This is a genomic window from Sphingobacterium sp. BS-2, from assembly GCF_046161205.1.
Classification (GTDB): domain Bacteria; phylum Bacteroidota; class Bacteroidia; order Sphingobacteriales; family Sphingobacteriaceae; genus Sphingobacterium; species Sphingobacterium mizutaii.
In genome coordinates this window covers 446,410-471,178 of sequence record NZ_JBIXGO010000019.1, presented here as the reverse complement: position 1 = coordinate 471,178, position 24,769 = coordinate 446,410, and the positions used below count along the sequence as shown (strand labels likewise).

Genomic DNA, 24,769 nt, shown 5'->3' with positions numbered 1-24,769 from the left:
ATATATAGTTTGAAACCTCTTACGGATTCTGAGTAACAACCCCTCCTGAGTTCAGGATTTCAGATTGTGGAATCAAAAGCTGCCATTCTTTTGTACCCGCAGCTTGATTCATTTTCAACGCCACAGTAGCATTATGATTTCCACCAGTCCTATCTAAAGCAGTGTTCGTTCTCTTCAAATCATAAAACCTGAAGCCCTCTCCCCATAATTCAGACCTTCTCTGCAACATGATTTCATCAATTAGAGCTTGTCCTGTTTTAGTAGATTTCACGTATTGAGGATCCCTCTTTGAAGCAAAATCAAACAAAGCTGTTGCTGCTTCTGCAGATTTTCCATCCCTAGCTAAAGCTTCAGCTTCGATTAAGAACATTTCGGCACCGCGCATGTATGGAACATCCCCAATACTCATCGCTTCATTCGCTACCCTGAATTTCCGGCTATGGTATTTAAAACGATTGAATGTACTCAACGGAAGTTTGAACTCCTCCACATTGGTACCCGTCGGATCCCATAATTTCTTCCTTACGTCCGTATCTGAAATCTGATCGTAAAGTTTAGAGAAAATCAATTTAGGAGTACCTCTAATAACACTTGAACTGTAGTTAATAGACATGTATGCAAAGAAAGAATAGAAGTAGTTGGTTTGGTCGGCTACAATTTTTGAAGACCACATCCACTCACCTACTGCATAGTTATTGAATCCTGAAAGATATTCAGCTTCGTTCATCAATGGCGCGTTCTTTCTTGCTTCTTTTGCAAATTTTGCAGCATCAGCATAGTTCTGTTGTGCTAAAGCAACACGGGCTTGAAAACCTTTCACCACATCCACATTGATCTGTGATTTGTCAGTACCCCTATTGTAACCATTCAACAAAGTCGCCGCCTGTTGCAAATCTGCATTAATTTGCGTGTACACTTCTTGAACCGTATTTCTTGCTACAGCTGCCGTACTTGGTTTCGTAACCAGGGAAACCGCTAATCCTGAATTAGCTTGCCCCTTTACAAACCTTTCACCAAACAACTGAACCATCTGAAAATAACTCCATCCTCGGTACGCCAAGGCTTGTCCTTTGATATAGGCTTTATCGACTTCAGAACCTTCTGCTGCATCAACGTTCTCAATAATCATATTGGCATTACCAATAATCACATAGTAGAACAAATAATTGTACATAACATTTGTCGATGTTGCATCCCTATGGTCAACCCATTGGTAAGATGCACGCATATGCGAACTTACTCCGGTTGAAAAAACAACATCTTCTCCCATTAAATCCATCAACATCATGTTTCCACTTTGTCCACCTTGTGGCTGGGAACCAAAAATCTGTTGGTATAATATCCTGTGGATCCCGTTCAATGCCGCCCAAGAGTTATCGACGGTTTTGAATGCGGAACCAGTGGCTACTTGGTTAGTGGGTTGGGTTTCAAGATAATCTGACTTACAACCAGTAAATTGAAACATGGAAAGCAACCCTAAAAATATAATAAATGTCTTTTTCATGTCTTAAAATTTAATTCGTGCACCAACTGTAAACAATCTGTTGAAATTGTAAGTATTATCTACTACTCCATTAAAGGCTCCCAAATTGTTCATCCCTTTTCTCTTATTGAAAAATGCAAGGTTTTCTCCCGAAAGGAAAATATATGCCTCTTTTACCGCTACTGTATTCAACATGTTTTTAGGTAAATTATACCCTAATGTGATGCTGTTCAGGTTTAGGTATGATGCTTTAGTCAAATATCTTGAACTTCCTCCTGAAAGATTAGAAGTATTCCCTCCATCCATTCTTGGAATATTCGTTTGATCTCCTGGTTTTTGCCATGCATTCAAAACATCAACATGTTTTGCGTTACCATAATTTCCTGATGACATCAACGATGCATACTGTGAGTCATATACATATCCGCCCAATTGGAAAGTAAACAATACATTCAGGTCAAATCCTTTATAGGATAAATTGTGAGACATTGATCCATATAGATCTGGAATGGCTGTCTTACCAATAAATCTTAAGTTCGCTTCACTAAGCACATTGGTCACCGTATCTGCTCCTATAATCTTCGCGTTAGTAGTCATTTCATTTGTTCTATAAAGCGCATCCCCATTTTCTGAATCTACACCATAGAAATCACGTAAATAGTAATCATAGATCGAATGACCAACAGAATATGCCTTGGTGCCACTGGTGATCAAAGGAGTTCCTGGAGGCATGGAAGTAATTTGGTTTTTCAGATGCGTTAGGTTCAACGTTGTTGAATAACTCAAGCCTTCTTTTCTAACCACATGACCAGTCAAGGACATCTCAACACCGCGGTTGTAAAGGTTACCGATATTCATATCAATGGTATGGTAATAAGGTGAAGAGTTAACAACACCACCATTCATCAAGGCCATTGGTACAGGGAAAATCAATCCCGTAGTTCTTCGGTCGAAATATTCTACCGATCCTGAAACTCGTCTATTGAATAATTCAAAATCAACACCAACGTCAAAGTTCTTGGCGGTTTCCCAAGTAATACTATCGTTTGGCAATGAGCTTTGAGTAAATCCAGGATTTGATGCGTTATTCACACCTAAAGTATACAAGGCTTGGTAAGCATAGTTGCTAATTCCAGCATCATTACCTACCGATCCATAAGATGACCTAATTTTCAACATGTTGATTTTATCCTTATTGATAAAATCTTCCTCTCCAATATTATAAGCTCCACCAATCGACCAGAAGTTTGCCCATCTGAAATCTTTATGGAACCTAGAGTTACCATCTCTTCTTAAGGTACCTGTGAAAATATATTTGCCTTTATAATCGTATGATAATCTAGAGAAGTAACTTTCAATTGCTCTATTATCTTCATAAGATGAAGTTCCTAATACAGTTGCAAAGTTTGGAAGTTCTGTAATACCATCAACGATCATTTCCGAGCGGCTTCCTGAAAGGTAGTTGTATTTGTAAGAATAATTTTCATGACCTACCATTAATCCAACATTGTGATCATTGAAGGATTGGTTATATTCCAAGATTTGGTTCCAGGTATAACTGGTCGTTCTATACAAATAATGATATGCACGTCCCGCTGGTGAGCCATCTCCTAAAATTGGGTTATCGTAATATCTTTCATGTGAATCCTGAACATCTAAACCAATATTGGTGGATGCCTTTAACTGAGGAAGGATCTGGATCTCCAAGAAGGTCCTTCCACCCAAGGTAGATCTAACGTTCCTTTGTTCATCCAATGTATTTTCATACAGCGCATGTCGTCCAGGCGAGAATGGTCTTTTATCCCCAAAGTCAAATTTCCTTTCACCAAATTCATCAAGAATCAATTCTCCAGTAACCGGATCATGTAAATGTACCGGATAGATTGGACCTACGTTCCTGGAATAAAAGAATGGGTTAATAAAAGATGTACCACCATCACCGGCATTGTCAAACAGGTTCACATTGTAGTTACCATTCAGGTTTAAACCAGTTCTCAACCATTTGGTCGCTTGTGTAGTGATGTTTGCACGAGCATTAATTCTTTTTAAACTTGATTTTAACAAGTAACCTTCATCGTTGGTATAGCCTAGGTTTGCAAAATAAGTTGATTTTTCAGAACCACCATCATAGGTAATGCCATAGGCTTGACGTTTTCTACCACCAGATAAGATTTCATTTTCCCAATCCAAATCATCCGCCCATTTTAGTTTAGCACTTGGATTAAGCATCCCATTGACATCCACGATGGCATCATTATCAACATTGAATGGGTTGTAACCTAATTGCGAGAAAATTCCCGTATAATTATTCCCGTTATAACTTGTCAATTTCCCTGAAGCAATTTGTCTTGCAATATCATCAGGAAGACCATTTGTTACCAAGCTGTTTTTTAAAGCCTGCCACATCACAGGATAATACTGCATGGCATCTATACGATCATACTCCGGCAAACCACGGCGAATAATACCAGCCGAAGCATTTGCAGTAAAGTTCCCTGAATTGTACTTACCTTTTTTGGTAGTGATCATGATCACCCCATTGGCTCCTCTAGAACCGTACAAGGCTGTAGTTGCGGCATCCTTCAAAACCGAGATAGACTCTACGTCATCTGGGTTTACATTGGATACTGCTCCATCATAAGGGATCCCATCCACCACATACAGAGGATTGTTTGAAGCATTAATGGAACCAAACCCTCTGATACGGATGTTTGCAGCAGAACCCGGAGCACCACCTGAAAGCGTACCCTGAACACCAGGAGCAGAACCTACTAAAGCGCTGGAAACGTTGGTCAAAGGCCTGTTTTCAATTTCCTTTGAAGATACTTGTGCCGAGGATCCTACGTGCGATTTTTTACTAACTGTACCATACGCGACAACAACTACTTCATCTAAAGCATCTGCAATGGAGGTTAATGAAATATTTAAAATAGATTTCCCCGATACGGATTGGGTTTGACTCTCGTAACCAATAAATGAAAAGGTTAATCTTCCATTCTCATTCACAGTTATTGAATAATTCCCTTGATCATCTGTTTGAGTAGCAGTTGATAATCCAACAAGTTTTACTGACACTCCAGACAGCGGCGCACCTGTCGTAGCATCTGTAACTCTACCACTCACCTGACGATTTTGTGCGTGCAGCAATCCAATGGAAAGCGAAAACAGCACAAAAAAGCTGAGTAATTTTTGTTTCATAATAATTGTTTGAATTTGTTAAATAATTGTTTCCACTAAGGATGACGGTTATTTCATCCCTTTTGATTTCATAATTGCGGTAAGTATATAACAAAAACTTAACATGAAACAACAATTTTAGTCACTATTTTAACCCATTAACTTCATTTCACATGTAATCAATCAAATAACAAAGAATAAATTGCTTATTTTTTTAATAAATAAAACCAATCTGTAACAAATGAGATAAAGGATGACAAATTCTCTTGCTTTTGAACCAAAACAAGAGATGGTTATATGATATTTTTAATTGTTGGGAATTAAAAATATTATTAAAACAAAAAAACCTCATATTAATGAGGTTTTTTTTATAATCTACTTTCAATCTTTGACAAATAGTCAAAATCTTCAAAAGAGAAAGATCCCGTCTTTTTCATATTCCATTCAAAGAGAAACTTAGCTTTATGCAATAATTCCTGATCAGAGCTCATAAACCCATCGTACATCAGCAACTGCGCCAATGGCCTAACCTGTTCTGGTTCCAAACTCCCAACGAATTCTTCTAAGCCCACTTGGTGGGTATCCAAAAAGAATGCCCTATCTTTCTTAAAGAAATCCGTATAGCCTTCGTCCAAGTCCATCGGCTCTTGCGTTTCATCAAATGCGCTGTAGCGATCTACTACCAAACGCATGTACTTTCCCATCTCATTGATCCAATTCAGGATCGTATCTTTTTCAAATCTAATTCCCATACCTATCTAATTTGTCCTTCACCCGTCACGAACCACTTCTCGGTCACTAATTTCTCCAAAGCAAATGGCCCACGGGCATGTAATTTCTGCGTAGAAATGCCGATCTCAGCACCTAAACCAAATTCACCACCATCTGTAAATCGTGTGGATGCATTGGAATATACGGCTGCGGCATCTACCGCATTCATAAAGTTCAGAATATTTTCTGAATCAGAAGAAACAATACACTCAGAATGTTTAGAAGAATAATTTGAAATATGATCTAAGGCTTCGTCCAGACCTGAAACCACTTTCATCGAACAGATCAGGTCCAAAAACTCCCTGCCAAAATCATCTGCTTCCGCCCTTCCCAATTCCGTATAGCCATTTTCCTTCAAGCTGGCATAGCTTTTTTCATCGGCCAGCACCTTTACCTGAGACTCCGCAAACAAGGGAACTAAATTCTTTACAAACCCATCCACAATCCCCTCATCCAACAGTACACAATCCAAAGCATTACATACCGATGGCCTTGAAATCTTGGCATTGGCCACAATTCTAGCTGCCAATTCCAGATCTGCAGTCTGATCCACATAGGTATGGCAAACTCCAGCTCCAGTTTCGATTACCGGCACCTTGGCATTTTCTCTAACAAAGTCGATCAAACCTTGAGAGCCTCTTGGGATAATGATATCTACATATTTGACCGCCGTCAATAGCTCGGCGACAAGTTCCCGATCGGTGGGTAACAATTGAACGATATTCGGATCCTGTCCAAAAGAATTCAACACATTTTGGATCAAACTTACCAAATAAGAGTTGCTGTACCAGGCATCAGATCCGCCCCTCAGCAGACAAACATTACCCGATTGAATACAAAGGACCGCAACATCGATGGTCACATTAGGCCTGGATTCATAGATGACCCCTACTACGCCCAATGCTACCGACCTCTTTTCCACCAAAAGACCATTATCAAGCGTTTTGCTGCTCAATAGCTTTCCCGTAGGGTCATCCAATTTAGCAACGGCTTGCACGCTGGCAGCAAGGTCCTGGATCCTAGCCTCGGTCAACTTCAACCGATCATATTTGGAATCAGAAGAATCCATTCTTTCCAGATCCTTTTTGTTCTCTCCTATGATCTGGTCAGAATTCTCCAATATTTCATTCGCAATGGCATTCAGTATTTCAGCTTTCTTTTCAATCGACAATTGCGCAATGGCTCTCTTGGCTTTCCTGCTATTTTCAAGTTCGGTTAAGATCGTTTTCTTCATTTTAATGTTCATTATAATAGCACAATATCATCGGCATGCGCAATTTCAATATTCTTCTTTTCTGACTTACTCCGCAGGGAAACCGAATCTATCTTCGATTTGGCAACCGCATGTATCACATGGTCTTCATCAGCAATCTGAAAAACCTCGCCGACCTCAAAATCTTGGATGATCTTGTTTACACCCACCGCCAATAAGCTTTTCCTTTTATTCAAAGCCGCCAAAGCCCCCTTGTCCACCTGCACCAAGCCTGTAATCAGGCTACCACTTGCCAACCATTTATTCCGGGAAGAAAGCTTCTTCACTTGAGCTTGGCATACCGTACCGGTTTCTCCAACCACCGCTTTCAAGATTCCATCTTCCGTTTTCATGGAGAAAATAACTGCTTTGATACCCATTTGATTTGCCAACCTTGCAAAATTTAATTTAGAGATCATTCCACCTAATCCTACAGCAGATTTCTCCTCTTTTGCTAATGCCAATGCCGCTTTGTCAATGATCTTCAACTCCGGTATTACCTTTCCATGTTCGTCCAAGACCCCCGGCACTGAAGTACTGAACAAGATCTGTTCAGCACCAAATCCCACCGCAATCAGGGTCGCCAATTCATCATTATCAGAGAACTTAAGCTCTTTATTGCTGACCACATCATTTTCGTTGGCGATAGGAATTACATTATTCTTCCAGAGCGTTTCGTATGTACTCTTCAATTGCAAGAATTGACTCCTATTCGCAAAATGATGCCGCTCACATAGACTTTGTGCCAATGCAATCTTAAAAGGCTTAAAATAGGTCCCGTAGGTCCGCACTAACAAAGGGTTTCCAATGGCTGCTGCAGCTTTTTTCTGAGCAAGGGTACCCGTGTATTTGGGAATAAATTTCTTTCCGGCAGCAACTGCACCAGATGAAACGATTACAATATTATATTTCGGCTGTAATTGAGCACATTGACGAGCGATTTCCAAAACAATTCTTTCATCAATTTCTCCATCGGTCGTTATGGCCGCCGACCCAAACTTGATGACCAGTATAGGCTTCTTCATTTTATGATACAATCAAAAGATTAAGTGATTTATTATTGAAAAATCAACAATTGTAAATAATTTATATAAAAATATGAATTATTAAGCGATTTTCAACCGAATTATCTCATATAGCGAAGGGAAAAGACGGAAAAAGGGTGATGGAAAGGTTCTCTATTTTTGATTGATTTTTAGGATTGAATTTTAAAAAATACAATTTTTAATAATTAGCTTTATTACTCAAATACTTGCCAACACCTTTCTGTTAAATCTTACAAGATTTAGTCTCATCAAGCTCCCTCGCCGGAAACTATTAATCTAAAATCATTATGGAAAAAACTAAATACCCAAAATTCTTATTCCTGGTCATTGGATTCATGGCATTGATCCAAGTTCGATGTGGAGAATCCATTCCTGCGGACTGCCTTGAAGAAGAGGTTGCCTTTACAGCTATCAGCATTGATCCCACTTGCAAATTCCGTATAGTCGATGAAAAACTAGAAGATAGGTTTCTGCACATTGAGTCAAAGACAGAACTTGAAAAAGCAATTGCCTTTGTCGATTCAGACGCCAATGGACCTTGCAAAGAAGTTTCAAAAAAGTTGTCTGAAATAGACTTCAAGACTCAGAGTTTATTGATAGGCAAGAAACTTGTACAAGGCATTCCCGCCACATTAATTAGTCAGCAGGTCAATAGAGACTGTGCTAACCAGGGCATCGTCTATTCTGCAAAAATCAAGAACGGCAACTATACAGCTATGGGCACTTATTTGTTTGCAGTCACTGTTCCAAAGAACCATGGAAATGTCCAATTCGAGATCGAAGTGATCAAGTAACCTAATTGACAATAGCCCAAACTGAGAAGTAAAAATTTAGATTCTTCGTTACTTTTGAAGCCCAAAAGTAACCAAACCGACGAACGATCTCAAGGATACCAATTCTATTGTTACTTTTGAAGCGCAAAAGTAACCAAAACGCTTCGGCCCATTTAAGGTGGCTTTTCGCACAATCCAGCGCACATGGATAGAATGCCTTGTTGTCGGGAATATCTTTCAATAGATCATCCCTTTTGATGGGATGATCTATTGAAAGCATTCCAAGGCCAATCCCATCGCACAGGGCATCGGCATTCTTTCCATTTTTCCGCCAAGGAAATGAGCCGGGGGCTAAAGGACTTCCTTCGGAAGGATGGTTGTTTGCCTGGATAGGCAACCCCCAGTGGGGGTGGAATATTTGTAGAAAAATTGGACTGTTTAACGGAGAACCCCTAGCGGGGGTGAAATATTTTTCTGAAAATCCCTACTGAATTCATTTCCAATTCTGAACGATTAGTGAAGAATCTGTACGGATCTCCTTCTAGAGGTTTGTTCATCTTCAATCGAAGATTGTAGAACTGTTTGTCAATTCAATAAAGGCCGTCGTTGAGTTTGAAGGTTCGCATTTCTCCGAGATGCTTCGGATGAACCTCAGCCTAGAAACACAGAATTAACAAACTTGTCATCGGTAGGGCAAAAAATCATCCCAAAAAACAGGGGTTTCATTCGAGGCATATTCGAGAATCATTCGAGAATTATTCGGAACAACTTTGGCTTTTCTACTAAAAAGCTCCAATGATAAAAGGGCATTGGTTGAGAACATATTGCAAAAATTCCGAATGTCTCTCGAATAAGGTCAAAACCGAATTAAGGATCACCCAAACTTCTGACAAAAAAAGAAGTGGTCAGAGTATTGCTCTAACCACTTCCAATATAAATCTTGTATTCTTCTCTTATTAGTCTAGGACCAATTCAACCGGACAGTGATCGGAGTGAACTGCCTGAGAAAGGATTCGAGAAGACTTGATACTGTCTTTCAGATCATTGGAGACCATATTGTAATCAATACGCCAACCTAAGTTTCTTCCTCTTGCTCCTGCACGATAAGACCACCAGGTGTAATTATGCGGTTCTGGATTGAGATGCCTAAATGAATCGGTATAACCCGAGTTGATAAAGTTCTCCATCCATTCACGTTCAGCCGGCAAGAAACCGGAACTATTCGCATTGGATTTAGGATTATGGATATCAATGGCACGGTGACAGATATTAAAATCGCCACAGACTACCAATTTTGGCTTCTCTTTCAATAGGTCATTGCTGTACAATTGAAAATCATCCAAGAATTTGTACTTGAAATCCTGCCTTACATCTCCAGTTGTTCCCGAAGGGAAATATACGCTCATCACCGAGGCTTTATCAAAGTCCGCACGGATAACTCTACCTTCAAAATCATAATCTTCATGGCCACAACCATATTCAATATGATTTGGGGTAATCCTAGTGAATATTGCAGTACCGCTATAGCCTTTTTTCTGGGCAGGGTACCAATAGTGTTCATAGCCCATCTCCTCTAATAATACCAGTTCAGGAACCTGATCTGGGCTTGCTTTAATTTCTTGGATACAAATTACATCAGGGCTTTCGGCCTTGAACCAATCCAACCAGCCTTTTTTCAAAGCAGCACGGATTCCGTTCACATTATAGGTAATGATCTTCATCTTAAGGGAGTTTGTAAGTTTTGGATTTCATGGAATCAAAAAGCTTGGTAAAGAAGCCTTTCTTAGGCGGAAGTCCTTGAAGCTTGCGCTCAAGATCCAATGCCTGCCTTCTATCCAATAATTTCATCGCAAAACGCTCATCGTTATATGGGCGGTCGTTGTCATCGGTTTTCACGGCAGCAATGCTATCCACAACACCGATTCCTTCGATTAATTCGCCAAATACGGTGTATTCACCATCCAGATGCGGGGTTCCACCAATTGTGGTATAGGTTTCTCTTTGAAGTGGAGTCAATTTTTTGCCTTTCAACCTGAATTTTTCCAAGGAATCTAGAGCGACTTCAGTAAACACGCGGCCTTGAACCAGGTAAAATTGAGATGCCGAGGATTCTTTGGCAGGATTATTATCCCGAGCAGCACCTAAAGCCCCTTTCTTATGGATGATATCTGCTTGAATTTCGGCAGGAACCTTATAATCAGGACCACCATTACCCAGTTGCTGCCTGCTACCTGCATAGCGGGAGTCAGGGTCACCACCTTGGATCATGAAATTATGGATCACACGGTGAAACAATAAGGAGTCGAAATAGCCTTCATTGACCAATTTGACAAAATTATCCCGGTGTTTTCGGGTTTCGTTATAGAGTTTGATAATTCCGTTGCCTTTACCGGTTTTTACTTCAACATAGTAGTTTTTAGGAGTCTGTGCATACACAAAGCTCAAGCCCATCACAAAGGCAAACAACAATACAATTCTTCTCATATATTAAATGAAATTTACATCTTCAAAATAATCAATTATCAAGGACTTGATAATCATTTCCTGCTCCATTAGGGTGTAATTAGGAATCGGCTTAATAAGCTTCCAATGTGGCCAGCCTTGTTCATCTTGCCCTTCAAGTTCATAGAATCCTAAACTACTGAAAAGCCTACAGGTTGCGATGTGCATCAATTCTTCTTTTTCTCTTTTTGAAAACTCCTGAGGTCCTTTTCCCAACTCCTGAACACCGATCAAGAATAGCATGACCTTGATGTCAGGAATGTCCATATCGAAGTTTTTGGCGATTGCACCTTGCAGTTCCGCCCACTTCTTATTTATTTCTGCTGCTTGCATGGATTTAATTTTCTGACCAGTCTTTAATGAGTTCTTTACATCTGGATTCAATCAGTTCAAAGACTGGAACGAACATGTTTGAATCGTAGTATGGATCAGGAACAATATCATCGATCAGAAACAGGGAAACTTTATCCTTATCTTCTTCAGAAACGGCCATTGCCACAACGTCTGAATAGTTTTGTTTGTCCATCACCAATATATGGTCGTATTTAGAAAAAAGGGAAGGATTAAAATGTTGGGCTCTTTGATTTGAAATATCAATACCTCTTTCTTTCGCCACTTGGATAGAACGACGATCCGGCGCTTGACCAACATGCCAATCACCCGTACCTGCAGAATCTATTTCCCATGACAATCCATTCTCTGCAACCATGTGCTCCATAATGCCATGAGCCAACGGAGACCTGCAAATATTCCCTAAACACACCATTAGTATTTTCATGGTTTCAAATATAACATTATCTAGTTAGTATTGAGATGTGAGATATGAGATATGAGACAAAAGAAATTTATAGCGGCCAGTATAGGGGGAGATAAGAAATAGCTTCCTCATATGGTGATTCTGAGCGAAAGCGAAGAATCTGGAGCCTTTTATTATTTTTTGGATGTCATCCTTAACCGAAGGTTAAGGAACTGTTCGGATGTAGGGTCAATTCTTGGGTTATTAAAAGTCTCCTTTTCTAGCTGAGGATTTCTTAAGCGAACGGTTCCTATTTGCTTCGCAAAAGGATGACAGCATTCCCGTGAAAAAGAAGCGTACAGATTCTTCACTTTCCGTTCATAATTAGAAATGCGGTAGAGAGGGATACTGAACGAGTCATTCTAAATCTCCGATTTAGGACCTGTAAGCCAATGTATTCAAAAAAATAGTTGTTTAGGCCTGCATTATTCCAAGGTATCTCAAATAAAATCCCTCGCTAGGCTAGCTCCTACGGTCTTGTGTCTATTGTCTTATGTCTATCAGTCTAAAAAGCAAAAGGGGCCACAATCTCTTGGGCCCCTTTTGCTTTTTAATATTTTTACTAGTATTTCAATGGAACATTGAATTGTACGGTACTTCCTTTTTCAGGCACACCGGTAATACGGACGATGTCTCGACGGGTGCTACCTAGAGCAGACTCTACATCATCAACATTATTTACTGGTTTACCATTTACTTCAGTAATGACCAATCCTCTTTCAACGCCGAAGTATTCGAAAACACCACCTCTGTGTACTTGTGAAACAACTACACCGGATTTGATGCCTAATTCTTGTTTGCGCGCATTGCTTGCAGGCACAAAACTAGCACCTAATTTATTGAATATCTCTGTTGCTGACGCACTAGATTCTGAATCTTCTGTTTTAGGTTTGCTTTCTTCACCTTTCAAGGTCAATGAAACGTCTTTCTCTTTACCGTCACGTTTGAAAGTGATCTTCACTTTATCACCTGGACGTAAGCGAGCAACATATTCTTGTAGGTCTGGAGTTCCATAGATTACGCGGCCTTCAACCTTGGTCAAGATATCACCAGATTTAATTCCGGCAGCTTCTGCAGCTCCACCTTTTAATACATCACGTACATAAAGACCGTTTACATCTTCAATACCTTTCTCGGCACGTAACTGATCGTTGATTTCAGTAAATGTTACACCCACATAACCACGTTTAACACTACCGAATTCTTTGAAGTCATCGACAATCTTTTTAGCAAGGTTAATTGGGATAGCGAATCCATATCCAGCATAAGTACCGGTTGGAGATGCAATAGCGGAATTGATACCGATCAATTCACCTCTAGCGTTTACCAAGGCACCACCACTATTACCTCTGTTGATCACGGCGTCAGTTTGCAAGAATGATTCAACAGCATTGCTGATCATTTGCTCTTGCTGCCCCATACCTCCATAACCACGACCTTGAGTCGGTTCATCTAAGATACCGATACGACGGCCTTTAGCACTGATGATACCGGCTGTAACGGTAGATTGTAATCCTAGTGGATAACCTACTGCTAATACCCACTCGCCAATCTGAACGTTATCTGAGTTGCCTAACTTCACCATAGGTAAGCCAGTTGCATTTACTTTAATCAAGGCCAAGTCAAAGTTCGGGTCTCTTCCGATCACCTTAGCTTCGTATTTACGTTTATCGGTCAAGACCACTTCGATCTTGTCTGCCTCTTCCACTACGTGGTTGTTGGTTACGATATAGCCATCAGGAGAGATCAGTACACCAGAACCCGACGCTGTTGCAGGACGAGCCTGACCGCGTTGTTGGGGTACTCCAAAAAATTCCTCAAACATATCGAAAGGCGATCCGCCACCACCACGGTTACCGCGGCTTGCCATTGTTACTTGAATGTGTACTACACCCGGAGATACTGCGGCTGCAGCTTGGGTAAAATCCGGATTTCCAGTAGAAGAAAGAATCTCTTCACCAGGGTTGTTTGCATAATATACTTTTTGACGCTCTTCAAACGTCATGTTGTCCATCTGTTTGTTTTCAAAGAGCTTAAACCCACCCACGGCTATGGCTCCTCCTATGATGGCTGCTAATAAAGTTGCACCTATCTTTTTCATATCTATAATTAATCTAACTTTTTTATTTATGTTTCCTAATTCAAATGTAATACCATTCAAAAGGCCTTAAAGACTTTTGTCAGTTAAATAATGTTAAGGAGAGCCTACTATGTCAGGCATTTAACAAGATTTAACAAAAGTTCGGTTTATTGTAACAAGAATATTAAATTTACGGCAGAAACTCAACAAAATGTCAAAAGAAATCCAATTCTATAAATACCAAGGTGCAGGTAATGATTTTATCTTGATTGACAACAGAAAGGGCTCGTTTGATGCCAATAACCAACAATTGATTCAGCAGATTTGTGACAGGAGATTTGGAATTGGTGGGGACGGATTAATGCTGCTTCAAGATACAAATAATTATGATTTCCAAATGCTTTACTTCAATGCAGATGGAAAGGAAGGCACCATGTGTGGGAATGGGGGGCGCTGTTTGGTAGCCTTTGCCAGAGACTTGGGAATCATCTCACGCGATACTGTCTTTTTGGCAGTAGACGGAAGGCATGATGCTCAAATTCAGCAAAATATTGTAAATCTTGGCATGATTGACGTGAATGAATACAGCATGGATGGGGAAGCATTTGTCCTAAACACAGGTTCTCCACATTATGTCGAGTTTGTTGAAGATTTGGCACACAAGAATGTCTTCCAAGACGGCTATGCCATTCGGAACAACAGCACCTATGGCGAAAAAGGAATCAATGTCAACTTTATCGAAGCGGAAGAAAACGGATATTTCGTAAGGACCTTTGAACGTGGTGTAGAGGATGAAACCTATGCCTGTGGCACTGGCGCTGTCGCTTCAGCCATGAGTGTTGCTTTGAAATCGGGCAAAGACGGTGATTTTCAAATTCCAATCCGGGTATTGGGTGGGCAGCTTAGCATTTCTTTCCACAAAGTGGGCCATCAATTTAGCAAAGTGTATCTTTCGGGACCTGCAATCCAAGTATTTCAAGGAAAAATCGATATTTCATAATAATTTAACCTCCTTAATTTTGGAGAAAAAGACCTAATACACGTATATTAGTAGCTTTTTCTACAGAGTCTATAGGATGCAGCAGGTCGACACAATAACTTCATATCGTTTGGTTTACTCATTAGGGAAGCACCCCTACTTGGGCTACCTGATTGAACCCCATATTGTACAGCTCAACCAGAATGGATCTTATTCTCTCTCCTATAAAAGGGTATTCAGCAATACCGTAGACGAATTTTCGGATGCATTGGATGAAATCGATTACGAACTGATCCGTCTTTGTGATGAGATTGAACAAACGCAATTGATCAAAAGATTCCATAAGAAAGCCATCCGACCCGCCGATTACTTCTCCAAGATCTTTGATCAAAAGATTTATGAGCATATCCGTCCAAAGATTGAAAGCCGCTTGCTGCACATCTTGAACAACATTGGCGACAAGCCACTGTTCTTGATGAGCAAGGATGGATATCCGGCAGAACAGGAACTCAAAATAGCGGATAAACCAACCAGCATCTTGTTCCATTTCAGAAGGAATGAAACGGAAACACGCTATTTCCCAACCCTCAAATATGATGGGCTCCGCATGGAATTCATGTACAAGAATGCGGATGTGATCGTCAATCAACAGGCCTGGTTGCTTTTGGAGAATGTTCTCTATCATTTTGATGAGGAACTGGAGGGCAAGAAATTGACTCCTTTTTTGAACAAGAGGTTTATTTCAATCCCAAGGAATACGGAGAAAAAATACTTCGAAACCTTTGTGACCTCATTGATCGAGAAGCACCATGTTTATGCCGAAGGTCTCGAGATCATCAATTATAGGGAACAGGCGATTCCTCAACTAAGGATTGTCTATAGTCCAGACCAAGAGGCTCAATTGCAATTGTATTTTGAATATGGGGAATATAGTTTTCCTGCCGGTGCACAGCATCCCGTAACGGTTCGCTATGTCTATGACAAGGAAAAGGATTCCCATCAATTCTACAGAATAAAAAGGTCTCTGCAATGGGAGGAAAAGAAAGCCAAGACCTTGGAAGATTATGGCTTGGAACGAGCGGATGCCCTATTTGGATCATACCTGCCTGTTACCGGGATCAATGGCTATCGGATTTCCAGCATTGAATGGGTCAATGAGCATCTTTCGGAATTGACTGAAGCCGGTTTCCACATCGTCCAAAACCATAATGATAAAAAATTCCTGATCGGCAAGACTACTATCAGCATTGAGGTCACGGAGAAGAATGACTGGTTTGATATTTCAGCGATCGTAAGATTTGGCGAGTATGAAATTCCTTTTATCAATCTCCGTCAGCATATATTAAACCGGATCCAGGAATTTGAATTACCAAATGGTGAAATTGCGATCATTCCTCAAGAATGGTTTTCACAATACGAGCATCTTTTCCAATTTTCTTCCCAAAAGGAAGGTATTCGATTAAATCGAACACATATCGGCTTGTTACACGATGTCACCGAACATACACAAGTCAGTATGCAACGGAAGCTGAACAAGCTTGGCGAGTTTGATGAAATTGCAGACATCGAGGCCCCAGTGGAATTTAAGGGATCTTTACGCCCTTATCAGAAAGCTGGTTACAATTGGTTCCATTTCTTGCAGGAATACCGCTTTGGAGGTCTTCTGGCAGATGATATGGGCTTGGGTAAAACCGTGCAGACCTTAGCATTATTACAGCATCAAAAAGAGAATCTAGCCGCTGATCAGCCTAAGACCTCCCTTTTGATCGTGCCGACTTCCCTGATCTTTAACTGGCAAAAGGAAGCAGAAAAGTTCACTCCTAAATTGCGGGTCTTGTTACATACTGGAACTTACCGCAGCAAGAACAATTTTGCTTTCAGCCATTTTGATTTAGTGATCACGACCTACGGCGTGGCACGTATTGATGAGGAATTATTATCTGGTTTTTTCTTCAATTATATTATTCTGGATGAAAGCCAGAACATCAAAAACCCAAGGTCAAAATCCTTCTCCGCGATCAAACATATCAAGGGGAAGAACAAATTAGCCTTGAGCGGTACCCCTATCGAGAATTCAGTAGCCGATATCTGGTCACAGATGTCTTTTGTCAATCCTGGACTTTTGGGCAGTTACACTTATTTCCAAAAGGAATTTGTCCTAGCTATTGAAAAAAAGAAGGATGAGGAGAAAGCTAGACGTTTGCAGGCTATCATTAAACCCTTTGTCTTGCGAAGGACCAAGTCTCAGGTTGCAACGGAATTGCCACCAAAATCAGAGCAGATTTTCTACTGCAGCATGACCGAAGAGCAATCTGAATATTACGAGAAGGTAAAGTCGGAATACAGGAATGCCCTATTGGACGGCGCTTTCACAGGGAAAGCTACTCAGATCGCCCTATTGCAGGGTCTTACCAAGCTCAGACAATTGGCAAACCATCCTCTGATGATCGACAGCCAATACAAGGATGGTTCCGGAAAATTTGATGCAGCTATAGAGACCATGGATTCTATCCTGAAAGAAGGAAACAAGGTCCTGATTTTCTCCCAATTTGTAAGGCATTTACAGATTTTCAGGGAATACTTCGACAAGAATAAAATCCGATATGCTTATTTGGATGGATCTACCACAGATAGGAACAATGCCGTAAAAGAATTCAAGGAAAATGAAGAAACCCAAGTTTTCCTGATTTCCATTAAAGCTGGTGGCGTTGGGTTGAACCTAACGGAAGCGGAATATGTTTTCATTTTAGATCCTTGGTGGAATCCAGCAGTAGAGCAACAGGCCATAGACCGTAGCCATCGAATCGGACAGACTAAAAATGTATTCATCTATAAATTCATCGCGAAGGATAGTATTGAAGAGAAAATCCTCGCTCTCCAAGGTATGAAAAAGTCCTTGGCAAGTTCGTTGATCAGCACGGAAGAAAGCTTTGTGAAATCACTGAGCAAAGAGGACATCAATGAACTATTTAGCTAATCCAATTTTGCTAAATATTACAATTCGCAGCTCACAGGTATTTTTCTTATAAATCAGGTATTTATCCTAGAATTGATGGATATCGATGCTTCTATATTGAGAAACAGTAATTGCCTTTTATCCCACACCTCAATTAACCCAATTTTATCTTCTAGCCAAACTAAATTTAACTTCTTACTAAATGACAGTGGCAATTTTTACCCTCTTTCTATAATCTATTATTAGCTCTCTTTGAAGAAAACCTAACCCAAACTACAAGAACAAAAATTTCACTTCCAATTGTAGATTACGATTAAAATTCCCCTCCTCCACATACACACAAATATTATCTTGAATTAAATTTTAACCGTTACACTTTTTCTTAAAAAGACTGTATTGTCTTTTAAGATTATCGAATTTAAGGCATATTAATCTTTTGTGTTTAAACAATTACAATTTTTCTCATTATTTAATAACTGAATTAAATATATTTACATAATAGTACAGCAAACACCTAAAAAACCATTCAAATGTACAAACTAGATTTTTTCACGGAATATTGTCAGTTCTACCTTGTGAACAAGACAGAGGTCAGTGAAACAGACAGCCTCGATTTCTGGAGTGACGAGGCACTTGAAGAGCGCTTAGCGGTGGACAGGGATGTGCTGGGTGTATCAGTAGAGAATGATTTCTCCATCGTGAAGGGCGAGCTTGAAGTTTTAAATTCCCCAATTGAAGAATTGGATCCCCATGCCGACCATATTGTCGAAGGGAGCCTGAAAATTACAACTGGGGCCATGGAAATACAAGATTGCCCAACAAGCGAAACCATTCTTTCTGTTCCACTGGACAATGACGATTACAGGGTTAGGATTTACTCCTATAACTTGGACATGCCCTATAACCAAAACAACCCAGGAAAGCTGCATGATCATTATCGGATAGAAGTTTGGAAAGAAGCTCCTTCTGAACGGAAAGTACTGAAACTATGGTCCCCAAACTATTAAGTAAAAAATGATACTTTGATTAACGCCTTACAAAGTATCCTTCAACGCTTAATGCTCAGCCCCTTTATTATCCTTCTCCTCATCACTGTACAATAGAAACCTATCAGCAAATAGTTGGTTCTTCTTCAAGTCAAAGTAGGTATGGCTCCTTATTTTGCCTTCTATATTGATGTCCTCCGTAAATTCATAATAATGTGCCTTTTTGAGGGCTTCTTTCTGAGCATTGTCAATTATTAGGAAATCGACTTGATAATAATAATCGTCAGGGCTAGATGAGGCTAAACTCAAGTCTTTGGCATTGAATGGTACGATTTGAATGGTCCTATCTTTTAAAGTCCATTCCTGAGCCTTTATTCCAATAGCTTTATTAACGTCCGTTTCAAGGTTGGGCTTTCCTAATTCTTTATAAAGAAGAGATAGTACGCTGTCCCTAGTCTCCTTAGATTTATAAAAAGCCAAGGCTTGATAAGCTACTGGTTTTTTATGGAGGTCAGTCAGCACGGAAACAGTCTTGAAAAAAAGTGGCCCATAGGCAGCGATACTATCTTTGAAAGGACTTTCTAGAAGATATCCGAAATCTTCCTTGGGAACTTGGATATGAAGGGCGCTAATAACAGGGTCTTTAATCCGATATGCCAGCTTCTCCTCACTTAGCTCATGTTGTTTTAATGATTCAAGGCTGGCTTCATTTTCTTCGACCATCCATTTTCCAAAAACAGCCATAACATCTTCGTCGAACTTAGAGTTCTTCAACTCCAAAGTATTGCCATGGTTATTGTTTTCCATTCCTTCTTTACAGGAAATCAATAAAAGAAGTAGCATACATAAACTGATTAGGGAATTTCTCATAAACGGAATGATTGGGATGATCTACACTATAAATATACCCAATTTACAGTTGGGTATAGCGTTAATTTCCAAACATTTGTGAATCTGGTTAAGTCCAAAAGAAGAATAGCCCCAAAAGAAAATGGGCAATAAGTCGCCTTATTGCCCATTCAATAAATCAATTATTCCTTAAAGAGCGGCTCTAAAGTTAACCACGCTTTCAGTTACTTCTGGAAGACTGTTTTCCCAGTTGTATTCATATTCAGCAGAAAGCATTCCTTTGAAATTCTGACGCTTTAATTCTGCCTGTACTTCTTTCATTCCTAATTTACCTGTTCCCCAAATCACATCGTGTGCTTTTTTGTCACCAAATGCATTTAAGTCTTTAAAGTGAACATGGTACACTCTGCCCTCCAATTTTTTTAGGCACTCAATAGGATTTAATCCTGATCTCATCCAGTGGCCAACATCAGCTGCTGCTCCCATTCTCTTACTTCTTCCTTCTAAGGCTTTAAGCACTACATCAGGATTCCAATAATGTGATGGGTCTGGGTGGTTGTGGATCGCTACTTTGATATCGTATTTATCACAAAGTTTTGAGATATAGTCCAATTGGTTTTCCGCTGGCTCGGCATTGATTACCTTAATATCAAAGTCTTTTGCAAATTGGAATACTTTTTCCCATTCAGCTTCATCCTTTGCACCAACAACGCCATAAGCATGTACAGTAATTCCCCTATCTTTTAAAAGTTTCTTTACTAATTGACGTCCTTCAGGTGATAGTTCATAAGTCATTTTCTCGGTGCTACCGCCACCTACCGTTTGGCCTGGAAAGGCTTCTACATAACGTAGGTTTGCCGCAGCGATCTTATCCAATGCCTCCGCAAAAGAAAACAATCTGAAGGTATAAGCTTGAGAACCTAAATGCCAGCCTAACTTTTCTTCAGGAAATGGTCCTTTGGCCTTTGCGGTTCCTTTTGCCGCAGGGACATTGCTAGAGCAGGATGAGAAAATTACCAAGGCAACTGCCATGCATCCTACAAACAATTTACTAAGTTGTTTCATATAATTTGATTTAAGTTGAGTTCTTAGTCTTGAAATTTTGGCACAGCTATCTGGATTCGCTCGATGACTTCATCCTTGCCTAATACCTCGGCAATCTTGAATACATCAGGACCGAATTTCCCTCCAACCAACATGATACGGAATGGCATCATCAATTCACCCATCTTCATCCCTGAGTCTGCGATCTTTTGCTTGAAAAGAGGCTCAAGTGTTGCAGCATCCCATGAGGACTGATCTTTGAATAGATCGGCTACTTCATTAAAGAAAGATGTCTTGTCTTGATTCCACTTAGGTTTTACTGCATCGATATCGTAATTTGCTGGCTTTTGAAAGAAAAATGACGCTTGCTCCCAAAAATCTTCTATGTAAGTTAATCTTTCTTTAACTAAATCAAGAATAGTTTCCACAAAATCATCTCCATATTCCGCTGTTTGAACAGCATGTTTCTCTAATACTGCCTTCACTTCTGGCAAAAGTTCTGTATTAGGAGCACGTTTAATCCATTCTTGGTTGTACCATTTCGCTTTTTCGAAGTCGAATTTAGCACCAGCCTTGCTGATACGCTCCACAGAGAATTTCTGGATCAGCTCATCCATATCAAACAGCTCTTGTTCGGTCCCGTCGTTCCAACCTAATAGCGCAAGCATATTGACAAATGCCTCCGGAAGGAAGCCTCTTTCACGGAATCCGGTGGTCAGATCACCTGTTTTAGGATCATTCCAATTCATCGCATAAACCGGGAATCCTAAACGGTCGCCATCACGTTTGCTTAGTTTACCGTTTCCATCAGGTTTCAAGATCAATGGAAGATGCGCCCAATTAGGCATTTCATCTTTCCAACCTAGGTATTCCCATAATAAGATATGTACTGGCGCCGAAGGCAACCACTCTTCTCCTCTAAAGATGTGGGAAATCTCCATGGCTCTATCATCAACCACAACCGCTAGGTGGTAGGTAGGCATACCGTCAGCTTTCAACAGGACCTTGTCATCAACAAGATTTGTCTCAAAGCTCACTCGACCACGAATCATATCATCAAAGGATACTACTTCGTTTTCTGGCATCTTAATACGGATGGTATGTGCTGCACCCTCAGCCAACAAGCGTTCTGTTTCCTCTTTCTCTAGGGAAAGGGAATTCCTTAAACTCATGCGGTTATCGTGGGCATAGCGAAAGTTAGGATGTATCTTTCTCTGTTCTTCTAGTTCTTCAGCAGTGTCAAAGGCATAGTAAGCATGTCCTTTTTCCACAAGTTCTTCAGCAAACTTCCTATACGAAGGCTTACGTTCGCTTTGACGGTAAGGACCAAAGTTGCCAGGTTGGTTAGGACTTTCGTCAGGATTCAAACCACACCATGCTAAACATTCCATAATATATTCTTCGGCACCGGGAACAAAACGGGTCTGATCGGTATCTTCAATACGTAAGATGAACTCGCCATTATTGTGTTTCGCGAAAAGATAATTGAACAATGCGGTACGGACGCCGCCTAAATGTAATCCGCCTGTAGGACTAGGTGCAAAGCGGACCCTTACTTTTTTGTCTGAACTCATAAACACAAAATTAAGCAATTATTACTTTTCTTTCTCGTAGCAATCTTAAAATGATTAATTTGGTTGAATTGAAGAGTTATGAAGCAACATCCCTATCGGTACAATAAACAACAATGGAAGTTTTTCCTTTTTTTATTTGCGGCATTAATTGCTGCTGCATCGTTGCTTTATTCTAATTATTTAGTCAAGAACCTTTCAAAATCAGAGCGGACCAAGGCGGAAGTCTGGGCTATGAGCACCCAAAGTATTGTTTCCATGCCCGATGTGGACGATCAGTTCATCAGTTTTATCTACGCCGTGCGGGACAGTCTTTCCCTCCCTGCCATTATCACCAAGGAATCTGGGGAAATCATTTTCTGGAGAGACCTGGATAGCACAAAGACCAATATCCATCCCTCCGCTCAGGATTCGTCGATTTCCTTGGTCTATGATCCTCCTTACTTCGAAAAGCAATTAGAGAAAATGAAAAAAGCCCATCCGCCAATCCATATTTCCTTGGATACCGGCGAGAAGTGGCTCGTATATTACCATGATTCCAAAGCGCTGAGCCAATTGAGGATTTTCCCTTATATACAACTATCCTTGATTGCCGTCTTCCTGATTGTAGCCTATACTGTATTTAATTCCATCCGGGATTCGGAACAGAATTTAGTTTGGGTGGGTATGGCGAAGGAAGCCGCCCATCAGCTAGGGACTCCTATTTCTTCTATGATGGGTTGGCTTGAACTGGCCCGGATAACCTACCAAGGAAAGGACAACTCCCTATTGGACGAAATGGAAAGGGATGTGCAGCGACTGGAAATCGTAGCAGACCGTTTTTCCAAAATCGGATCAACTCCCTCATTATCAAACCATGTCATCTTTAAGATTGTAGAAGATTACGTGAATTATTTCAAGGTGCGGACCAGTAAAAGGATATCTTTTGAGCTGACTGGAGACCAACAGGTAGAAGCCAAATTGAATGTACAGGTATTTGACTGGATCATCGAAAACTTACTGAAGAATGCTGTAAATGCCATTGAAGGAGAAGGAAAAATCACGGTCAACATTTCGGAAAACATTGCAAAAGAAGAAATTTTTATAGACATTAGTGATACAGGAAAGGGAATCCCGAGATCAAATTGGGAAACCATTTTCCAACCAGGATATACCACCAGACAACGAGGCTGGGGATTAGGCTTAAGTCTCACCAAGAGGATGGTATATTATCATCGAGGACAAATTTTTGTTAAAGAATCTGAATTAGGAAAAGGTACAACATTTAGAATTGTATTAAAAAGTAATTTACGCTATGAACCAACTCAAATCTGACGAATACCCAGCGATTTTCAATGACTATATCGAAACCATTACTGGCGACGTTATGGAAGAATTGAACGAACAAATCGAATCTTTTCCTGAATTTATTGCGAGTATCCCGGAAGAATTGGGCACTTTTACTTATGCCGAAGGGAAATGGACCATCAAAGAAGTGCTGTGCCATATCCTGGATGCGGAACGGATCATGACCTACAGGGCCCTGAGGTTCGCCCGCAACGATATGACCGCATTGGCATCCTTTGAGCAAGACGAATTCGTTGCCAATGGTAGACACAACGAAAGAAAACTAAAAGAGATCTCTGAAGAATTTGTCCACCTTCGAAAAGCAAATATGTTCCTGTTCAACTCCTTTGATGACACAGAACTAAATAGAAAAGGAATGGCTTCGGATCGCTTGATCAGTGTGAGAGCCTTCTTATACATAATTGCAGGACACCTAAACCACCATGTTACTTTATTGAAATCCCGTTATCTAAAAGATCAAAATTTAAACAACAATGTGGTATAGAGAATATAGTCTAGAAGAAATTAATGGCCTCTTCGCCATCAATATGACTGGTTTCTTGGACATCAAGGCCGTTTCCATCACTCCGGACTGCCTTGTGGCCGAAATGCCAGTAACTGAAAAAGTAAAACAACCCTATGGCCTATTGCATGGCGGTGCCTCCTGTGTATTGGCAGAATCAGTAGGTAGCATAGCTTCCAATATGGTCATCGATTCCAATGAATGGGCTGGTGTAGGATTGGAGATCAATGCCAACCATATCAGACCAGTAACGAAAGGTTTGGTTCGCGCAACTTGCAAGGCTTACCATATCGGAAAGACTACCCATGTATGGGACATCCAAATTCACAACGAACGTAATCAGCTGGTATGCATTTCAAGGCTTACCATTGCTGTGATAAAAAAACCAACAGCCTAAAAAAACAATTTGTTCCAACATCTGTTGAGCCTGTATCATAACGATATGGTTTTATGATACGGTTTAGGTTTTTAGAAGAGACATTAGCTTAATGTCTCTTTTTTATTAAATAAAAATTTCTTCTGCCCTGACTTCCTAGACTCTTGACTGAGTGGAATAAATGGATTTTTTCTTCCAAATGCAATCGATTGCTTGTTATTTTGCGTTTTAAAATACCGAATTATTTTATTAGCCTTGTAGCTACCTTATTATTAATTT

At 40.2% G+C, this 24,769-nt stretch carries 21 protein-coding genes; 7 read left to right on the top strand and 14 right to left on the bottom strand.

Going from position 1 to position 24,769, the window contains the following annotated elements; translation table 11 throughout:
• Nucleotides 1–19: 19 nt before the first annotated feature.
• The 5 genes from ACK2WI_RS13920 to proB form a co-directional block, all read right to left on the bottom strand.
• On the bottom strand, nucleotides 20–1,504 hold the full coding sequence (locus ACK2WI_RS13920; RefSeq protein ID WP_409151401.1) for a RagB/SusD family nutrient uptake outer membrane protein: 1,485 nt from the start codon (nucleotides 1,502–1,504) through the stop codon (nucleotides 20–22).
• A gap of 3 nt (nucleotides 1,505–1,507) precedes the next feature.
• Nucleotides 1,508–4,681, bottom strand: coding sequence for a SusC/RagA family TonB-linked outer membrane protein (locus tag ACK2WI_RS13915; RefSeq protein WP_409151400.1), 3,174 nt, complete (start codon nucleotides 4,679–4,681; stop codon nucleotides 1,508–1,510).
• A gap of 347 nt (nucleotides 4,682–5,028) precedes the next feature.
• The gene (locus ACK2WI_RS13910; protein ID WP_409151399.1) at nucleotides 5,029–5,412 is read right to left on the bottom strand and encodes a hypothetical protein; all 384 of its coding nucleotides are present in this window, start codon (nucleotides 5,410–5,412) and stop codon (nucleotides 5,029–5,031) included.
• A 2-nt stretch (nucleotides 5,413–5,414) separates the two neighbouring features.
• Nucleotides 5,415–6,665: a glutamate-5-semialdehyde dehydrogenase gene (locus ACK2WI_RS13905; RefSeq protein ID WP_409151398.1), complete on the bottom strand. Its 1,251-nt coding sequence runs from the start codon at nucleotides 6,663–6,665 to the stop codon at nucleotides 5,415–5,417.
• Nucleotides 6,666–6,676: 11 nt separating this feature from the next.
• The gene (gene proB, locus ACK2WI_RS13900; RefSeq protein WP_409151397.1) at nucleotides 6,677–7,708 is read right to left on the bottom strand and encodes a glutamate 5-kinase; all 1,032 of its coding nucleotides are present in this window, start codon (nucleotides 7,706–7,708) and stop codon (nucleotides 6,677–6,679) included.
• A gap of 308 nt (nucleotides 7,709–8,016) precedes the next feature.
• On the opposite strand from proB, the gene ACK2WI_RS13895 reads away from it, so the two are divergent.
• Nucleotides 8,017–8,523 carry a hypothetical protein gene (locus ACK2WI_RS13895; RefSeq protein WP_409151396.1) on the top strand — a complete coding sequence of 169 codons (507 nt, stop codon included), beginning with the start codon at nucleotides 8,017–8,019 and terminating at the stop codon, nucleotides 8,521–8,523.
• Between the two features lies 1 nt (nucleotide 8,524).
• On the opposite strand, the gene ACK2WI_RS13890 is transcribed toward ACK2WI_RS13895, so the two are convergent.
• The 6 genes from ACK2WI_RS13890 to ACK2WI_RS13865 all read right to left on the bottom strand — a co-directional run bounded on the left by ACK2WI_RS13890 (nucleotide 8,525) and on the right by ACK2WI_RS13865 (nucleotide 13,901).
• A complete protein-coding gene (locus tag ACK2WI_RS13890; RefSeq protein WP_409151395.1) occupies nucleotides 8,525–8,782 on the bottom strand; it encodes a hypothetical protein in 258 nt (85 codons plus the stop codon).
• 676 nt (nucleotides 8,783–9,458) lie between these two features.
• Nucleotides 9,459–10,223: an exodeoxyribonuclease III gene (locus tag ACK2WI_RS13885; protein ID WP_093101614.1), complete on the bottom strand. Its 765-nt coding sequence runs from the start codon at nucleotides 10,221–10,223 to the stop codon at nucleotides 9,459–9,461.
• 1 nt (nucleotide 10,224) lies between these two features.
• Nucleotides 10,225–10,986: a peptidylprolyl isomerase gene (locus ACK2WI_RS13880; protein ID WP_093101613.1), complete on the bottom strand. Its 762-nt coding sequence runs from the start codon at nucleotides 10,984–10,986 to the stop codon at nucleotides 10,225–10,227.
• A gap of 3 nt (nucleotides 10,987–10,989) precedes the next feature.
• Complete coding sequence (locus ACK2WI_RS13875) at nucleotides 10,990–11,337, bottom strand: hypothetical protein (RefSeq protein ID WP_093101611.1); 348 nt, start codon at nucleotides 11,335–11,337, stop codon at nucleotides 10,990–10,992.
• Between the two features lie 4 nt (nucleotides 11,338–11,341).
• Nucleotides 11,342–11,782, bottom strand: coding sequence for a low molecular weight protein-tyrosine-phosphatase (locus ACK2WI_RS13870; RefSeq protein ID WP_409151394.1), 441 nt, complete (start codon nucleotides 11,780–11,782; stop codon nucleotides 11,342–11,344).
• 580 nt (nucleotides 11,783–12,362) lie between these two features.
• Nucleotides 12,363–13,901: a Do family serine endopeptidase gene (locus tag ACK2WI_RS13865; protein WP_409151393.1), complete on the bottom strand. Its 1,539-nt coding sequence runs from the start codon at nucleotides 13,899–13,901 to the stop codon at nucleotides 12,363–12,365.
• Between the two features lie 190 nt (nucleotides 13,902–14,091).
• On the opposite strand from ACK2WI_RS13865, the gene dapF reads away from it, so the two are divergent.
• The 3 genes from dapF to ACK2WI_RS13850 all read left to right on the top strand — a co-directional run bounded on the left by dapF (nucleotide 14,092) and on the right by ACK2WI_RS13850 (nucleotide 18,822).
• Complete coding sequence (dapF, locus tag ACK2WI_RS13860) at nucleotides 14,092–14,880, top strand: diaminopimelate epimerase (protein WP_312697980.1); 789 nt, start codon at nucleotides 14,092–14,094, stop codon at nucleotides 14,878–14,880.
• 76 nt (nucleotides 14,881–14,956) lie between these two features.
• Nucleotides 14,957–17,836, top strand: a complete 2,880-nt coding sequence (locus ACK2WI_RS13855; RefSeq protein ID WP_313368570.1) for a DEAD/DEAH box helicase — start codon at nucleotides 14,957–14,959, stop codon at nucleotides 17,834–17,836.
• A 509-nt stretch (nucleotides 17,837–18,345) separates the two neighbouring features.
• Nucleotides 18,346–18,822, top strand: a complete 477-nt coding sequence (locus ACK2WI_RS13850; protein WP_409151392.1) for a hypothetical protein — start codon at nucleotides 18,346–18,348, stop codon at nucleotides 18,820–18,822.
• Between the two features lie 48 nt (nucleotides 18,823–18,870).
• On the opposite strand, the gene ACK2WI_RS13845 is transcribed toward ACK2WI_RS13850, so the two are convergent.
• From ACK2WI_RS13845 to gltX, 3 genes are all read right to left on the bottom strand, one after another.
• Complete coding sequence (locus tag ACK2WI_RS13845) at nucleotides 18,871–19,644, bottom strand: hypothetical protein (protein WP_409151391.1); 774 nt, start codon at nucleotides 19,642–19,644, stop codon at nucleotides 18,871–18,873.
• Between the two features lie 195 nt (nucleotides 19,645–19,839).
• A complete protein-coding gene (locus ACK2WI_RS13840; protein ID WP_093101599.1) occupies nucleotides 19,840–20,715 on the bottom strand; it encodes a sugar phosphate isomerase/epimerase in 876 nt (291 codons plus the stop codon).
• 23 nt (nucleotides 20,716–20,738) lie between these two features.
• Nucleotides 20,739–22,268, bottom strand: a complete 1,530-nt coding sequence (gltX, locus tag ACK2WI_RS13835; RefSeq protein WP_409151390.1) for a glutamate--tRNA ligase — start codon at nucleotides 22,266–22,268, stop codon at nucleotides 20,739–20,741.
• A 78-nt stretch (nucleotides 22,269–22,346) separates the two neighbouring features.
• On the opposite strand from gltX, the gene ACK2WI_RS13830 reads away from it, so the two are divergent.
• Genes ACK2WI_RS13830 through ACK2WI_RS13820 form a run of 3 tightly spaced genes read left to right on the top strand, consistent with a single transcriptional unit; the run spans nucleotide 22,347 to nucleotide 24,511 of the window.
• Nucleotides 22,347–23,579, top strand: a complete 1,233-nt coding sequence (locus ACK2WI_RS13830; protein ID WP_093101596.1) for a HAMP domain-containing sensor histidine kinase — start codon at nucleotides 22,347–22,349, stop codon at nucleotides 23,577–23,579.
• The gene (locus ACK2WI_RS13825; protein ID WP_093101594.1) at nucleotides 23,560–24,096 is read left to right on the top strand and encodes a DinB family protein; all 537 of its coding nucleotides are present in this window, start codon (nucleotides 23,560–23,562) and stop codon (nucleotides 24,094–24,096) included. Before ACK2WI_RS13830 ends, ACK2WI_RS13825 begins: the two co-directional genes overlap by 20 nt.
• Entirely contained in the window at nucleotides 24,086–24,511 is a 426-nt protein-coding gene (locus ACK2WI_RS13820; RefSeq protein ID WP_185211397.1) for a hotdog fold thioesterase, read from the top strand. The genes ACK2WI_RS13825 and ACK2WI_RS13820 overlap by 11 nt, the downstream gene beginning before the upstream one ends.
• Nucleotides 24,512–24,769 lie beyond the last annotated feature (258 nt).